This window comes from Vogesella amnigena (assembly GCF_042648905.1).
Classification (GTDB): domain Bacteria; phylum Pseudomonadota; class Gammaproteobacteria; order Burkholderiales; family Chromobacteriaceae; genus Vogesella; species Vogesella amnigena.
In genome coordinates this window covers 21,875-35,164 of the sequence record NZ_JBHRYH010000044.1, presented here as the reverse complement: position 1 = coordinate 35,164, position 13,290 = coordinate 21,875, and the positions used below count along the sequence as shown (strand labels likewise).

16 protein-coding genes are annotated in these 13,290 nt (G+C 65.0%); 7 read left to right on the top strand and 9 right to left on the bottom strand.

From position 1 onward, the window contains the following. Positions 1-12: 12 nt before the first annotated feature. Both ACFOKJ_RS14135 and ACFOKJ_RS14130 read right to left on the bottom strand, forming a co-directional pair. Positions 13-795 carry a DODA-type extradiol aromatic ring-opening family dioxygenase gene (locus tag ACFOKJ_RS14135; protein ID WP_390280713.1) on the bottom strand — a complete coding sequence of 261 codons (783 nt, stop codon included), beginning with the start codon at positions 793-795 and terminating at the stop codon, positions 13-15. A 66-nt stretch (positions 796-861) separates the two neighbouring features. Continuing rightward, positions 862-1,272, bottom strand: a complete 411-nt coding sequence (locus ACFOKJ_RS14130; protein WP_390280711.1) for a DoxX family protein — start codon at positions 1,270-1,272, stop codon at positions 862-864. A gap of 118 nt (positions 1,273-1,390) precedes the next feature. Here ACFOKJ_RS14130 and ACFOKJ_RS14125 point away from each other — a divergent pair, with 118 nt between their 5' ends. Beyond that, positions 1,391-2,293, top strand: a complete 903-nt coding sequence (locus tag ACFOKJ_RS14125) for a LysR family transcriptional regulator (protein ID WP_390280709.1) — start codon at positions 1,391-1,393, stop codon at positions 2,291-2,293. 4 nt (positions 2,294-2,297) lie between these two features. Here the strand turns inward: ACFOKJ_RS14125 and ACFOKJ_RS14120 are convergent, their stop codons facing one another. Next, positions 2,298-3,164, bottom strand: a complete 867-nt coding sequence (locus tag ACFOKJ_RS14120; RefSeq protein ID WP_390280707.1) for a LysR family transcriptional regulator — start codon at positions 3,162-3,164, stop codon at positions 2,298-2,300. A gap of 235 nt (positions 3,165-3,399) precedes the next feature. Between ACFOKJ_RS14120 and ACFOKJ_RS14115 the strand changes: the two genes are divergently transcribed. Next, positions 3,400-3,843: a multidrug/biocide efflux PACE transporter gene (locus ACFOKJ_RS14115; protein ID WP_390280706.1), complete on the top strand. Its 444-nt coding sequence runs from the start codon at positions 3,400-3,402 to the stop codon at positions 3,841-3,843. Between the two features lie 17 nt (positions 3,844-3,860). On the opposite strand, the gene ACFOKJ_RS14110 is transcribed toward ACFOKJ_RS14115, so the two are convergent. Next, positions 3,861-4,391, bottom strand: a complete 531-nt coding sequence (locus tag ACFOKJ_RS14110) for a hypothetical protein (protein ID WP_390280704.1) — start codon at positions 4,389-4,391, stop codon at positions 3,861-3,863. Between the two features lie 39 nt (positions 4,392-4,430). Beyond that, positions 4,431-5,339 carry a LysR family transcriptional regulator gene (locus ACFOKJ_RS14105; protein WP_390280702.1) on the bottom strand — a complete coding sequence of 303 codons (909 nt, stop codon included), beginning with the start codon at positions 5,337-5,339 and terminating at the stop codon, positions 4,431-4,433. Positions 5,340-5,434: 95 nt separating this feature from the next. Here ACFOKJ_RS14105 and ACFOKJ_RS14100 point away from each other — a divergent pair, with 95 nt between their 5' ends. From ACFOKJ_RS14100 to ACFOKJ_RS14090, 3 genes are all read left to right on the top strand, one after another. Continuing rightward, entirely contained in the window at positions 5,435-5,701 is a 267-nt protein-coding gene (locus tag ACFOKJ_RS14100) for a DUF2798 domain-containing protein (protein ID WP_390280700.1), read from the top strand. After that, positions 5,701-6,132: a carboxymuconolactone decarboxylase family protein gene (locus ACFOKJ_RS14095; RefSeq protein ID WP_390280698.1), complete on the top strand. Its 432-nt coding sequence runs from the start codon at positions 5,701-5,703 to the stop codon at positions 6,130-6,132. The genes ACFOKJ_RS14100 and ACFOKJ_RS14095 overlap by 1 nt, the downstream gene beginning before the upstream one ends. Before the next feature lie 72 nt (positions 6,133-6,204). Continuing rightward, entirely contained in the window at positions 6,205-6,651 is a 447-nt protein-coding gene (locus ACFOKJ_RS14090) for a COG4315 family predicted lipoprotein (protein ID WP_390280696.1), read from the top strand. 66 nt (positions 6,652-6,717) lie between these two features. Here the strand turns inward: ACFOKJ_RS14090 and ACFOKJ_RS14085 are convergent, their stop codons facing one another. The 3 genes from ACFOKJ_RS14085 to ACFOKJ_RS14075 form a co-directional block, all read right to left on the bottom strand. Then, on the bottom strand, positions 6,718-7,647 hold the full coding sequence (locus ACFOKJ_RS14085) for a 2-hydroxyacid dehydrogenase (protein ID WP_390280694.1): 930 nt from the start codon (positions 7,645-7,647) through the stop codon (positions 6,718-6,720). 223 nt (positions 7,648-7,870) lie between these two features. Continuing rightward, entirely contained in the window at positions 7,871-8,296 is a 426-nt protein-coding gene (locus tag ACFOKJ_RS14080) for a GNAT family N-acetyltransferase (protein WP_390280692.1), read from the bottom strand. Positions 8,297-8,411: 115 nt separating this feature from the next. Next, positions 8,412-9,884, bottom strand: a complete 1,473-nt coding sequence (locus ACFOKJ_RS14075; protein WP_390280690.1) for a protein adenylyltransferase SelO — start codon at positions 9,882-9,884, stop codon at positions 8,412-8,414. 91 nt (positions 9,885-9,975) lie between these two features. On the opposite strand from ACFOKJ_RS14075, the gene ACFOKJ_RS14070 reads away from it, so the two are divergent. Further along, entirely contained in the window at positions 9,976-10,185 is a 210-nt protein-coding gene (locus ACFOKJ_RS14070) for a FitA-like ribbon-helix-helix domain-containing protein (RefSeq protein ID WP_390280688.1), read from the top strand. A 144-nt stretch (positions 10,186-10,329) separates the two neighbouring features. Beyond that, positions 10,330-10,746, top strand: a complete 417-nt coding sequence (locus ACFOKJ_RS14065; RefSeq protein ID WP_390280686.1) for a type II toxin-antitoxin system VapC family toxin — start codon at positions 10,330-10,332, stop codon at positions 10,744-10,746. Positions 10,747-10,815: 69 nt separating this feature from the next. Here the strand turns inward: ACFOKJ_RS14065 and ACFOKJ_RS14060 are convergent, their stop codons facing one another. Next, a complete protein-coding gene (locus tag ACFOKJ_RS14060; protein WP_390280684.1) occupies positions 10,816-13,125 on the bottom strand; it encodes a YgiQ family radical SAM protein in 2,310 nt (769 codons plus the stop codon). Positions 13,126-13,290: the final 165 nt, after the last annotated feature.

Below are 13,290 nucleotides of genomic sequence, written 5' to 3'. Positions count from 1 at the left end.
AGGCCGGGAAGATCACGCCGCGGTGGCGGCAAACTCCCAGGCATCCATGGTCACGGCGGCATATTCGATACCGCGGTGCAGGCTGCGTGCCGGGCGGCCATTGGCGGCGCCCATGGCAAAAAACAGCGGCAGCAGGTGCTCGTCGCTAGGGTGATTCTGCTTGCCGAACGGCGCCTCGGCCTGCCAGTTCAGCAGCCCGGCAACATCGCCCTGCTGCAGTCGTAGCGCCACCCAGTCGGCAAATGCCTGCGCCCAGGGTTGCGGCGGAGTGCCCGGTGCGCCCAGCGCATACAGGTTATGCGTCACGCTGCCGGAGCCGATGATCAGGATGTCCTGTGCGGCCAACCCTGCCAGTGCCTGCCCGAGACGAAAATGCGCGGCGGCATCCTGGCGCGGCAGGGTGGAGAGTGTCACCACCGGAATATCCGCCTGCGGGTACATCATCAGCAAGGGCACCCAGGCACCGTGGTCCATGCCATCAGCCGGGTCATGCTGGTGCGCGATACCGGCAGCGCCCAGCGCGTCGCTCACCTGCTGCGCCAGCGCGGCGTCGCCGTGCGCCGGGTAGCTCAGCCGGTACAGCTCGCGTGGAAAGCCGCCAAAGTCATGCACCGTGCGCCACTGCGGCGCGCTGCCGATCAGCGGCTGCAGCGCCAGGTAGTGCGCCGACATGATCACGATGCCGCGCGGCCGCGGCAGGCTGGCCGCATGCGCCTGCCAGATGTGGCGGGCAGGCGATTCGTTGATCAGCACATCCGGGCCACCGTGGGAAATGAACAAGGGGGCGATGGTCATGGTATTGCTCCGGCAAGAGCGATGCGGCCCCAGGCCGCATCGCGATCAGATGGAAAAGGCAGAGCTTCAGCGTTGCGGCTTGCCCAGCGGCTTCAAGGCCAGCGCGCCATCGCCCAGCAGTGCCTGCACCAGGGCAGCTACCGCCAGGAATACCGGATACTCCCAGCCGCCACCGGCATTACTGAATACCCAGCCATTACCGCCATGGCCGAAGATGGCCGCGCCCAGCAGCACAGGCACCAGCAGCAGCGCCACCTGGCGGGCGGCTACCCCCAGCAGCAGCAGGGCGCCACCGCCCAGTTCGGCGACGATGGTGACATAGCCCAGCCAGCCCGGCAGGCCGATGCTGGCAAAGTAGCCGGCGGTACCGGCCGGAGTGAACACCAGCACTTTCAGCAGGCCATGGGCAATGAACATCAGGCCCAGTGCCAGGCGCAGCAGCAGGGCAGCATAGGGTGCGGAACGAGTGTCGATCATGATGCTTCCTTTCGGTGGGTGTGCTGCGTCTCGCAGCGGATGGGTGCATTAAACACCTTGCCGGATTGCGAATAAACCGCTATTCATGCAATGAATTAACCACCCAAAAGAAACAATCATGGACAAGCTGGTGGCGCTGCGCGTGTTTCATACCATTCACGAAGCCGGCAGCTTTGTCGCCGCCGCCGGCAAGCTGGACATGTCCACCGCCATGGTCAGCAAATACGTGGGCGCGCTGGAGCAGGAGCTGGGTACCCGCCTGATCCAGCGCACCACCCGCCGGCTGGCATTCACCGAGGCCGGGCAGGATTACGCCCGCCGCGCGGCGCTGATTCTGGCGCAGCTGGAAGAAGCCGATGCCGCCGCCATGCAGCAAAGCCTGGAAGCACGCGGCACGCTGCGCATGGCGGCGCCGCTATCCTTCGGCATGCGCTACCTTGGCCACTGGCTGGCCGAGCTGCGGCAGCGCCAGCCACAGCTGAAAGTGGAACTGGAGCTGTCCGACCGCCAGGTAGACCTGCTGGAAGATGGCTTCGACCTGGCCTTGCGCATCAGCACCCAGCCACTGGGTGGCGGCCTGATCGCCCGCCCGCTGGGACGCATCCCGCTGCTGCTGGCAGCCTCGCCGGCCTACCTGGCGGCCAACGGTACGCCGCAGACACCGCAGGATCTAGCCAGCCATTGCTGCCTGCGCTACCAGCAGGGCAGCCACCCGCAGAGCTGGCGTTTCTGGCAGGGCGAGCAGGAAATCGCGGTGGAAGTAACCGGCGCGCTGCAGGCCAATAACGGCGATGTACTGGTGCAGGCGGCCATTGCCGGCATGGGCATCTTGTACCAGCCGCGATTCCTGCTGGAAGACGCCTTGCACAGCGGCCAGCTGCAAACGCTGCTGGCGGACTACACCACGCGCTGTGCTGACATATACGTGGTGTACCCTGCCCGCCGTTACCTGCCGATGAAAGTCAGAGTGCTTATCGAATTGCTGCAGGACATGCTGGCTGCGGAGCACGGCGGCAGCTAAGCAATCACACCGCAGCGGCTCCCGCCAGCACCTGCAACACCCAGGCCGCAGCCGGCCCCAGCGGCTGACGGCGCGACCATACCGCATCGATACGCTGCTGCCGTGGCCAGCCGGCCACCGCCAGCTGCTGCAAGCCGCTGCCGTAACGCGCCACCAGCCAGGCCGGCAACTCGGCCCAGCCAAAACCGTGCAACGCCATTTCCATCAGCAACAGGTAGCTGGGCGCCGACCAGCACTGCCCGCCGCTGTCCGGCTGCGGCTTGTCCTGGTAGGTGCTCAGCCGCAGCTCGCGCGCTTGCCGCAGGCTGGCTTCATCCACCGTGGCCAGCTGTGCCAGCGGGTGGCCGGCCGCCACGTACAGCGCGGTCTGCGCCGGCCGCGCCAGTGGCTGGTGCGCCAGGTCGGCACTGTAGGCCGGCTGCGCGATGAGCATCCCCAGGTGCGCACGCCCGCCACGTACCAGCGCCAGCACATCGTCCTGCTCCCCCACCAGGCACTCCAGCTCCACCAGCGGGAAGCGCTCGGCAAACCAGCCCAGCATCAGATCGAAATCGCCGGTATGGAAGGTATCGGACAGCACGATGGTGAGCCGCGGCTCCTGCCCGCTGGCCAGCAGCTGTGCCTGTGCCTGCAGGCTGTCCTGGCTGGCCAGAGCCTGGCGCGCAAACGGCAGCAGGCGCTGGCCGGCGGCGCTGAGCTGCGGCTGGCGCCCGCCGCGCTCGAACAGGCTGACCCCAAGATCGATTTCCAGGTTGGCGATGGTTTCGCTGATGGTGGACTGGCGCTTGCCCAGGCTGCGCGCAGCGGCGGAGAACGAGCCCTGCTCGGCGGCCAGCACAAAGGCGATCAGTGCGTCGGTGGATAGCGACATATCGGTTTCTCCAATGGAACCTAGCTTTTATCTACGCACAAACCCTATCACACTAAGCGCCATCACTCATGGGCGCCTCGAAAAACCCGGATTTCTAAGCGAGACAAGGCGTGAGCGAAAAATTTTGTCGCAGCATATGTTTGATATGTAAGGAGAAATTTTTCGTGAGCAACGCAGTACCGCGACGAAAGCTGGAGTTTTTCGAGATGCCCTCTTACTACAGGTTGGCCATAACATGCACACCAATGACAAAACCCTGCGCGAACGCATTTTCCACGCCGTGCTGTACGAGGTATGCGCCATGGCCATGCTGGTGCCGCTGGGCAGCTGGCTGGTAGGGGCCGACCTTGGCCACATGGGGGTGCTGGCGCTGATGATGTCCACCATCGCCATGCTGTGGAACATGCTGTTCAACGCGCTGTTCGAACGGTTGGAGCGGCGCTACCACTGGCAGCGCACGCCAGCGGTGCGCAGCCTGCACGCCATCGGCTTCGAGGGTGGCATGCTGCTGCTGACCATTCCGGTAATCGCCTGGTGGCTGGATTGCAGCCTGTGGCAGGCGCTGGTAGCCGATATTGGCGTGCTGCTGTTCTTCCTGCCCTATACCTATGCGTTCAACTGGAGCTACGACCACGCCCGCGCCCGGCTACTGGCGCGGAAGCTGGGTCTGCAGGGCTGAGCTGGCCTGACCACCGACTACTGGGCTGGCAGCAGGTACAAACCATCAAACCCCAGATGGTGGGTGAGCTCGCGCACGATCAGCAAGGCGGCGGCGAACTCGGCATCCAGCGGCAGGCCTTCCGCACTGGCTGGCCGGCCCTGCACCACTTCGGCAAAGCGGCCGAAGGTGAACTCCAGCTGCACCGTGGGCAGCCAGGCCATTGCCGTTTCCCCGATACCGGCATGGCGCGCCACCTCGTGCAGCAGGGCGTCGCCGCAGTACAGCGTGGTGGCAGCCGGCAGCTGCGCACGCAGCGGTGCCAGCGCGTCTTCCACCACCATGATGGCTTCTTCCATTTCGTAAGCAGTCGGCGGCACGTGGCGGAACAGCTCGCCGGTGCGCCGCGTGCCCAGCGCCAGCGTCTGCACCGCCTCGGGGGCTGTGCCGCTGCCACTGGCAAACACGCAGCTGTCTGCTCCCAGCTGCAGTACGGTAATGCTTCCTCCGCCATGCTGCTGGCGGGCACGGTGGTAGCGCCGCTGCAGTTCGCTATCGGCCTGGTTCATGCTGTGTCTCCTGCTATTCCGAGTTGCAGTGTAGCGCGGCTACGGCGCTTCACCGGAAAACAGCGGGTGGCCGGCGGTGAAGTCGATCAGGTAGTCCAGCAGCGCCCGTACCCGCGCCGGCAGCAGCCGCTGCTGCGGCCACACCGCGTAGATATCGCGCGCATCGCCGCGCCACTCCGGCAGCACCCGCTGCAAGCGCCCATCCGCCAGTGCCTGATGTGCCTGGCTGAGCGGACAGTACAGGATGCCCAAGCCGTCACAGGCCAGATCCACCGCCAGTTTGATCTCGTTCACCCGCAGCCGGGTCTGCGCCGGCGGCGGCAGCTGCACCCACTCGCCGCTGCTGCGGTGCTGCAGCCGCCATTCCATCAGCGGCTCGGCCAGCAGCAAGGCATGCGCGGCCAGATCCTGCGGCAGCTGCGGCCAACCATGCTGTGCCAGGTAGGACGGCGCCGCCACCAGCACGGTGGGCGCCCGCCCCAGCAGCCGCTGGTTGAGCTGCGAATCCGGCAGCGGCCCGACGCGAATCGCCAGGTCGGCACCGCTGCCGATCAGGTCTTCGCGCTGGTTGCTCAGCTGCAGGTCCAGGCTGATGTCGGGATAGCGCTGCATGAAGCCGGCCCAGGCCGGCTGCAGCACGCCACTGGCCAGTGTCACCGGCGCCAGCACACGTACCTTGCCGGCCACGTGGTTGAGCGATACATCCAGCGCCTCGGTTGCCTGCTGCAGCGATGCCAGCAAGGGCCGGCAGCGTTCGTAGTACTGCCAGCCCTCGCTGCTGGGCACCAGCTGCCGCGCACTGCGGTGCAGCAGGCGACAGCCCAGCTCGGCCTCCAGCCGCTGCAGGCGGCGGGTAAGGGTAGCGGCCGGCATGCCGGCCTTGCGCGCGGCAGCGCTCAGGCTGCCGCTTTCCACAATGCTCACGAACAGCGCCAGATCGTCCAACATGATTCCACCATTGCAATTTGATGTTGAAATTTTAGCCGTATTTGCAAAAAAAACCGTCATATAAGCTGTGGGTATCGCTTACCGGAGCCCACACCATGTCCCACACCCTGCGCCTGCGCCTGATCTTTGCGCTGCTGATGTCCTGCCTGATGTCGCTGTTGATGACCGCCTGGGTCACTTGGCTCAACCTCGGCAGTGGTCCGGCCTTCCTCGCCCACTGGCGTCATGCCTTCCTTGCCGCCTGGCCGGCTGCGCTGTGCGTGGTGTTGCTGCTGGCGCCGGCGATACAGCGCCTGAGCCTGCACCTGGCCGGCAAGCCGCATGCGGCCAACCTTTCCTCACACACCACCGGAGTCCGTTGATGAGCCACTTGCGCCTGCCCTACTACCAATTGTCTGCTGATGCGCTGGCCGGTCTGCGCCAGTGCAAGCAGGCGCTGGAACACAGCCCGCTGGGGCTGCAGCTGATCGAGCTGGTCTACCTGCGCATCTCGCAGCGCAATGGCTGCAGCTACTGCCTGGGCCTGCATGCAGGCGCGCTGCGCGAACGCGGCGAAAGCCAGCAAAGGCTGGATGCGCTGGCCGGCTGGCACGCCAGCAGCCTGTTCACCCCGCGCGAACGCGCCGCGCTGCAGTGGGCGGAATCGCTTACCGACCTGCCTGCCAGCCACGCGCCGGATGCCGACTACCTGCCGCTGACCGCGCATTTCGACGAGCGGGAAATCTCCGACCTCACCTTTGCCATTGCGCTGATGCATGCCTTCAACCGCCTGGCGGTGGGCATGCGGCAGTAACAGCGCTTTGTTGGCTTATTGCCAGCGGGTGGACTATGGTTGGCCTAGCAAACCGCTGCAAAGGAGTACGCCATGCAAGGCAAATCATTAGGGATTCTGCTGGCACTGGGCATATTGTCCGGCTGTGCCGGCTACGGGCATCACCAGAGCATGCATGATGGCCAAGGTGGAATGATGAGCGGCCATCAACAGATGGGCGAAGGCGGCATGATGGGCAGTGTCTACTTCCGTCAGGGCCTGCTGGTTGCCCAGGGCGGCCGTACCCTGTACCGCTTCGACCGCGACCAGGCCGGCAGCGGCGCCAGCGCCTGCAATGGCGACTGTGCGGTGAAATGGCCACCATACCTGGCCGCGCCCGGCGCCAGTGCACAAGGCCCGCTGGGGCTGGCTACCCGGGCCGATGGCAGCAAGCAGTGGACTTTCCAGGGCTGGCCGCTGTACTTCTGGCAGGGTGACCAGAAGGCCGGCGATATGAATGGCGACAATATCGGCGGTGTCTGGCACGTGATTCGGCCCTGAGGCATGGCCAAACGACTGCGGCCAACCTTGTGAGGTTGGCCGCAGTCTTATTGTCCTGACGATAAATCAGTAACCGCGTTCGCGTACTACCTTGCCCTGCCCTTCCTCACCCGCACGCAAGCGCGCCAGGTTGGCCACGATCTGCTCCACCGCCTGGCTGCGCAGGGTGATGGCGGCAATGTGCGGCGTCACCGTTACCGCCGGGTGTTGCCACAGCCGGCTATCCGCCGGCAGCGGCTCGCTGGCGAACACATCCAGCTGCGCGCAGCGCAGGTGGCCGCTGTCCAGCTGCGCCAGCAGCGCCTCTTCATCCAGCAGGTCGCCACGGCCGGCGTTGATCAGCATCGCACCGGCCGGCAGGCTCGCCAGCCGTTCGGCATTGAGCAGCCCCCGCGTTTCCGGCGTGGAAGGCAACACGCAGGCCAGTACATCGCTGCCGGCCAACAGCTCGGCCAGGCCGTCGTCGCCGAACAGACAGTTGATGCCATCCAGCTGGCGCGGCGTGCGGCTCCAGCCGCTTACCGCATAACCATCGGCAGCCAACGCCTGCGCTACCGCGCGGCCGATTTCACCCAGCCCCAGCACGCCAACCTGCACTTCGCCCGGCAGCCGTGGCGCCAGCATCTTCCATACCCCGGCGGCCTGCTGCCGGCGATAGATATCCATGTGCCGTTGGTAGGACAGCACGCCAAAGCGCACATATTCCGCCATCTGCGGCGCCATGCCGCCATCCAGCAACCGGTAGATCGGCAGCGCCGGCGACAGGTCGTCGCGCGCCAGCAACTTGTCCACCCCGGCGCCCAGCGCGAACACCGCCTTGAGATTGCCGAGGCTGGCGAACAGCCCCACTGGCGGGCCCCAGGTCACCACGTACTCCACCAACGCCGGGTCGTGCATCTCTTCCAGGGAAATAAACACCTGCTGCGGCAGCGCGGCGCGGAACAGTTGCAGGTAGGCGGCGACTTCTTTCGGGCTAGGGGTATGGATCAGGATCATGGTTATTTTCAATAAATGAGCTGCCACCATTTTAGAGCGTGTTCACGATCTAGCGAGCTAGAGCGAGACAAGGCAAAAATGGCTGAGGAAGCGGAGTTTACATGTAGTAAATGAGCATTCCGAAGACATTTTTAACGCCGTATCGCCGACGCGCAGCAGATCGTGAGCAGGCTCTTACGGCAGATGGCGTCACGCGGTCAGCCATGCGGCCAACCTTCGGGCCTTACGCCAGCGGCTTTTTCAGGTAGATGCGTTGGTGACCGGGCGGACAGTTGTCCAGCACGCCCATGAACTCGAATCCCAGCTTCTGGTAGAAATCCGGCGCCTGGAAGCTGTAGGTGTACAGGAACACGCCCACGCAGCCACGGCGCCGCGCTTCCTCCTCCACCTGCGCCATCAGCGCTGCGCCCAGGCCGGCGCCGCGCTGCTCACGGTCCAGCCACAGGTAGTCCACGTACAACCAGCCCATGCCGGAATGGCCGAACAGCCCGCCTACTACCTGGCCGGCGGCATCGCGTGCGTACAGCTCGACATCGCTGTAGCCGTAGTCGCCGATGTGCTCGATGTTGTAGTCGCGCAAGCCTTGCTGAATCACCACCCGTGCCTGCGGGTCACTACCCATGCTGAACTGGAACTGCTGCTGCGCCATGCCTGTCTCCCTTGTCGTGAAGCAGGCAGTCTAGCGACAAACCCACCGCCGCCACGAGCCGGCAGGCGCAGATCGGCACGGACTTGTCCCAACAGACAGGTATCCCAGCTGTAGATTAAGTCCCGCAGAAGGTGCGGTAGCCCGCTGCCAGCGCATCCGGCGCCGGCTGGGTGTAGCGCTCCAGCCCGGCACGCTCGGTGAACGGCTCGGCCAGCACCGCCAGCAGCTGCTGGGTGGGTGCCATGTCGCCGTGATTGCTGGCTGCCGCCAAGGCTTCTTCCACCAGGTGATTGCGCGGAATGTACAAGGGGTTGGCCGCACGCAGCGCGGCAGCGGTCTGCTCCGGCGAGGCGCCGCTCGCGACCAGTTGCTGCCGCCACTGCGCCAGCCAGTCGGCCAGCGGCTGCGGCGCGACAAACTGCGCGGCCAGCCGGCTATCGTCACCCGTGGCGGCCTCGGCCAGGAAGCGCCAGGCCAGGGTGTGGTCGGCGCGCTGCGCTTCCAGCAGCGCCAGCCAGTCTTCCAGCAGACCCGGCCCGTCCACCGGCGCCAGCCCCAGCTTGCGATAGCCCTTCTCGCGCCACTGCTGCAGGTACTGCTGCGCGAACCCTTCCACGATTTCCGTGGCAGCAGGCACCGCGCTGGCAGGGTCGTCCGGTGCGATCAGCGGCAGCAGCGCCTCGGCCAGCCGGGCCAGGTTCCACTGCGCAATCCACGGCTGGTTGCCGTAGGCGTAGCGGCCCTGGCTGTCGATGGAGCTGAACACCGTTTCCACATCGTAGCCGTCCATGAAGGCGCAGGGGCCGAAGTCGATGCTTTCGCCGCTCAGCGCCATATTGTCGGTATTCATCACGCCGTGAATAAAGCCGACGTGCATCCAGCGCGCCAGTAGCGCCGCCTGTGCCGCGCACACAGCCTGCAGCAGCCCCAGATAGGGGTTGACCGCAGCGGCAGCCTGCTGCGGGTAATGGCGGGCAATGGTGTAGTCGGCCAGCGCCTTGAGCTGCTCCAGTTCGCCGCGGGCGGCAAAGTACTGGAAAGTGCCGACGCGGATGTGGCTGGCAGCCACGCGGGTGAGTACCGCACCCGGCAGCGTGGTGTCGCGGTACACCTCCTCGCCGGTGGCTACCACCGCCAGTGCGCGGGTGCTGGGGATGCCCAGCGCGTGCAACGCCTCGCCGATGATCAGCTCGCGCAGCATCGGCCCTACCGCTGCCTTGCCATCGCCACGGCGCGAGAACGGCGTGCGTCCGCTGCCCTTGAAGGCGATGTCGCGGCGCTGGCCGTGGCGGTCGATCACCTCGCCCAACAGCAGCGCGCGGCCATCGCCCAGACTGGGCGAAAAGCCGCCGAACTGGTGGCCGGCATAGGCCTGTGCCACCGGTTGCGCGCCCTCCGGCAGCTCGGCGCCGGAGAACCATGCGGCCAACGTCTCCGCCGCCGCATCTGCCGTACCCAGCCCCAGCTCGGCGGCCAGCGCGGCGTTCCAGTGCAATAGCTGCGGCGCGCGCGGTGTCTGCGGCTGCCACGGCACCGCGTGCTGCGGCAGGTCGCGGGCGTAGCTGTTGTCGAAGGCGATGGTGGGCATGGTGGGTGCTTTCTGGTGGGAGGTTGTCGGTGGCGAGTCGCTTCACTACAATGCAATCATTGCTAGCACTATTAAGCCGAAAGGAAGCATCATGGCCAATCTGGTGGTAAGAAATATCGACGATGACGTCGCTATCGCACTGAAGCAGCAGGCGGCCAGGCACGGTGTCAGCGCCGAGGCGGAACATCGCCGCATTCTGCGCCAGGCGCTGCTGGTACAGCCACGCAAGCGCAGTTTTGCCGAAGCGCTGGCCAGCATGCCGGATGTGGGGCAGGACAGTGATTTCGAACGTGCGCGCTGAACTTGCTTACGATCTGCTGCGCGTCGGCGATACCGCGTTAAAAACACCTTCGAAATGCTCATTTACTTTGTGTAAATTCCGCTTCCTCAGCCGTTTTTGCCTTGTCTCGCCATAGCTCGCGAGATCGTAATTCAGGTTTAAGCGATGTTCCTTATCGATACCAACATTATCAGCGAAGCACGCAAGGGCTTGCGCGCCAATCCCGGCGTGCGCCGCTTCCTGCAGCAAGCGGATGATGCCAGCCTGTTCCTGTCGGTAATCACCATCGGCGAAATCCGCTGCGGCATTGCCAGCCTGCAGCATCGCGGCGACCAGCCACAGGCAGCGCTGCTGGACGACTGGCTGCAGCAGCTGAGCCAGGACTTTGGCGAGCGCATTCTGCCTTTCGACCTGGACTGCGCGCAGCTGTGGGGCATGCTGCTGGCCCCACACCGCCAACACCCGGTGGACCGCCAACTGGCAGCCACCGCACTGATCTATGACCTGACGCTGGTTACCCGCAACACCGCCGACTTCGCCGGCCTGCCCGTACGCCTGCTCAATCCGTTCAGCAGCAACTGACACCTTCTCGACAACACAAGGGCCTTTCGCATCGCGAAAGGCCCTTGTGCTTGGTACATCAGTTAAGGCTTAGCGGCTGCGTCCCGCCGGCTTGCCGCCCGGCTTGGCACCGCCACCGCTGCGACCGGTATTCGGCTTGGCAGTTACCGGCTTGGCGGCAGCCTGTTTCGCAGCTGCTGGCTTGGCAAAGCTCTTGCCCTGACAGTGGCCATTGCCCCGTGCAGCGGCAGCCGGAGAACGCTGTGCGCCCGGCTTGCCACGGCTGCCAGCCGGGGCATGATGGGCAAAGCGGTTGCGCGCCGCTGCGGCCTTGTCACCCGGCGGGGTGGGCGGAATCAGGCATTGCTTGCTGTGGCCGATCAGGTCGGTACGGCCCATGTCGACCAGCGCGTCGTGGATCACCTGCCAGTTATCCGGATGGTGGTAGCGCAGCAGCGCCTTGTGCAGCTTGCGGCGGTAGCCGTCGCGCACCACGTCCACCTTTTCCGAGCTGCGCGACAGGCGCTTCAGCGGGTTGCGGCGGGTGTGCCACATGGTGGTGGCCAGCGCCATCGGCGTCGGGGTGAAGGTCTGTACCTGGTCGAGGCGAAAGTTGTTCTTCTTCAGCCACAGTGCCAGGTTCACCATGTCCTCATCGCTGGTGCCGGGGTGGGCGGCAATGAAGTACGGGATCAGGTACTGCTCCTTGCCGGCCTGGCGGCTGAAGCGCTCGAACAGCTCCTTGAACTTGTCGTAGGCGCCCATGCCCGGCTTCATCATCTTGGACAGCGGGCCGTCCTCGGTGTGTTCCGGCGCGATCTTCAGGTAGCCGCCCACGTGGTGCTGCACCAGCTCCTTGATGTACTCCGGCGACTTCACCGCCAGGTCATAGCGCAGGCCGGACTGGATGTTGATCTTCTTCACCCCCGGAATCGCCCGCGCCTTGCGGTACAGCTGGATCAGGTGGCTGTGGTCGGTGTTCAGGTTCTCGCAGATGTCCGGGTACACGCAGGACAGCTTGCGACAGGAACGCTCGATGTTCGGGTCCTTGCAGCTGAGGCGGTACATATTGGCCGTCGGGCCGCCCAGGTCGGAGATGTGGCCGGTGAAGCCCGGCGTCTTGTCGCGGATTTCCTCGATCTCTTTCAGGATCGACTCTTCCGAGCGGCTCTGGATGATGCGACCCTCGTGCTCGGTAATCGAGCAGAAGGTACAGCCGCCAAAGCAGCCGCGCATGATGTTGATCGAGTACTTGATCATCTCCCAGGCCGGGATGTGGGCATCGCCATACACCGGGTGCGGATTGCGTGCGTACGGCAGGCCGAACACGAAATCCATCTCTTCGGTAGTCAGCGGAATCGGCGGCGCGTTCAGCCACACATCGCGTGCACCGTGCAGCTGCACCAGCGCGCGGGCATTGCCGGGGTTGGATTCCAGATGCAGGGTACGGCTGGCGTGCGCGTACAGTACCGGGTCGTGCGCCACCGCCTCGTAGGACGGGATGCGGATCACGGTCTTGGCGCGCTCGGCGCGGCGCTTGGCCAGGCGCTCTTCGCGCGACTCGATGCGGATCACTTGCGGAGCGGCGGCATCGTTGGCCGCAGTGGCCTCGGCGGCCTGCTCGGGAATTTCCTGGTAGGGGTTGAGGTGCGGATCGACCTTGCCCGGCACGTCCACCACGCTGGAGTCCATCTCCTGCCATTCTTCATCCGGGCGCCAGCCGTGCGGCACCATGAAGGCAGTGCCGCGCACGTCGCGGATCTCGTTCAGCTTCTCGCCACGCGACACGCGATGGGCGATTTCCACCAGCGCGCGCTCGGCGTTGCCGTACAGCAGGATGTCGGCCTTGGAAGTCACCAGCACCGACTGGCGCACCTTGTCGCTCCAGTAGTCGAAGTGGGCAATGCGGCGCAGCGATGCTTCGATGGAACCGATCATCACCCCCACGCCCGGGTAGGCTTCGCGGCAGCGCTGCGCGTATACCGTGACCGCGCGGTCCGGGCGCTTGTTGGCCTCGGCGTGCGGGGTGTAGGCATCGTCGGAGCGCGGTTTGCGGTCGGCGGTGTAGCGGTTGATCATCGAATCCATATTGCCAGCGGTCACGCCGAAGAACAGATTCGGCTTGCCCAGCTCGCGGAAGGCATCGGCGCTGTTCCAGTCCGGCTGCGCGATGATGCCAACACGGAATCCCTGCGCCTCCAGCAGACGGCCGATCAACGCCATGCCAAAGCTGGGATGGTCGATGTAGCAGTCACCGGACACGATGATGATGTCGCAGCTGTCCCAGCCCAGCTCGTCCATTTCGGCACGGCTCATGGGCAGGAACGGGGCGGTGCCAAAACGGCTGGCCCAGTATTTACGGTAACTGTTGATGGCTTGCGGGGCGGCGGGAAGCGTCATTGTCGATGCGGCATTACGGAAAGAACCGTGCATTGTGCCAGAAAGCCACGTCATCTTCACATCAAAACCCCGCTTTTTTTATCGACATCACTCAGATAAAACCCTATTTTTAAAAAGGAATTTCTCCACCCAGCCGCCAGGCACGGCTCGGTATACGGTGCCGTG

Excerpts from the sequence above, each read along its gene's own strand:
- ACFOKJ_RS14135 (WP_390280713.1), bottom strand. The coding sequence starts at position 795 with ATGACCATCGCCCCCTTGTTCATTTCCCACGGTGGCCCGGATGTGCTG.
- ACFOKJ_RS14130 (WP_390280711.1), bottom strand. The coding sequence starts at position 1,272 with ATGATCGACACTCGTTCCGCACCCTATGCTGCCCTGCTGCTGCGCCTG.
- ACFOKJ_RS14125 (WP_390280709.1), top strand. The coding sequence starts at position 1,391 with ATGGACAAGCTGGTGGCGCTGCGCGTGTTTCATACCATTCACGAAGCC.
- ACFOKJ_RS14120 (WP_390280707.1), bottom strand. The coding sequence starts at position 3,164 with ATGTCGCTATCCACCGACGCACTGATCGCCTTTGTGCTGGCCGCCGAG.
- ACFOKJ_RS14115 (WP_390280706.1), top strand. The coding sequence starts at position 3,400 with ATGCACACCAATGACAAAACCCTGCGCGAACGCATTTTCCACGCCGTG.
- ACFOKJ_RS14110 (WP_390280704.1), bottom strand. The coding sequence starts at position 4,391 with ATGAACCAGGCCGATAGCGAACTGCAGCGGCGCTACCACCGTGCCCGC.
- ACFOKJ_RS14105 (WP_390280702.1), bottom strand. The coding sequence starts at position 5,339 with ATGTTGGACGATCTGGCGCTGTTCGTGAGCATTGTGGAAAGCGGCAGC.
- ACFOKJ_RS14100 (WP_390280700.1), top strand. The coding sequence starts at position 5,435 with ATGTCCCACACCCTGCGCCTGCGCCTGATCTTTGCGCTGCTGATGTCC.
- ACFOKJ_RS14095 (WP_390280698.1), top strand. The coding sequence starts at position 5,701 with ATGAGCCACTTGCGCCTGCCCTACTACCAATTGTCTGCTGATGCGCTG.
- ACFOKJ_RS14090 (WP_390280696.1), top strand. The coding sequence starts at position 6,205 with ATGCAAGGCAAATCATTAGGGATTCTGCTGGCACTGGGCATATTGTCC.
- ACFOKJ_RS14085 (WP_390280694.1), bottom strand. The coding sequence starts at position 7,647 with ATGATCCTGATCCATACCCCTAGCCCGAAAGAAGTCGCCGCCTACCTG.
- ACFOKJ_RS14080 (WP_390280692.1), bottom strand. The coding sequence starts at position 8,296 with ATGGCGCAGCAGCAGTTCCAGTTCAGCATGGGTAGTGACCCGCAGGCA.
- ACFOKJ_RS14075 (WP_390280690.1), bottom strand. The coding sequence starts at position 9,884 with ATGCCCACCATCGCCTTCGACAACAGCTACGCCCGCGACCTGCCGCAG.
- ACFOKJ_RS14070 (WP_390280688.1), top strand. The coding sequence starts at position 9,976 with ATGGCCAATCTGGTGGTAAGAAATATCGACGATGACGTCGCTATCGCA.
- ACFOKJ_RS14065 (WP_390280686.1), top strand. The coding sequence starts at position 10,330 with ATGTTCCTTATCGATACCAACATTATCAGCGAAGCACGCAAGGGCTTG.
- ACFOKJ_RS14060 (WP_390280684.1), bottom strand. The coding sequence starts at position 13,125 with ATGACGCTTCCCGCCGCCCCGCAAGCCATCAACAGTTACCGTAAATAC.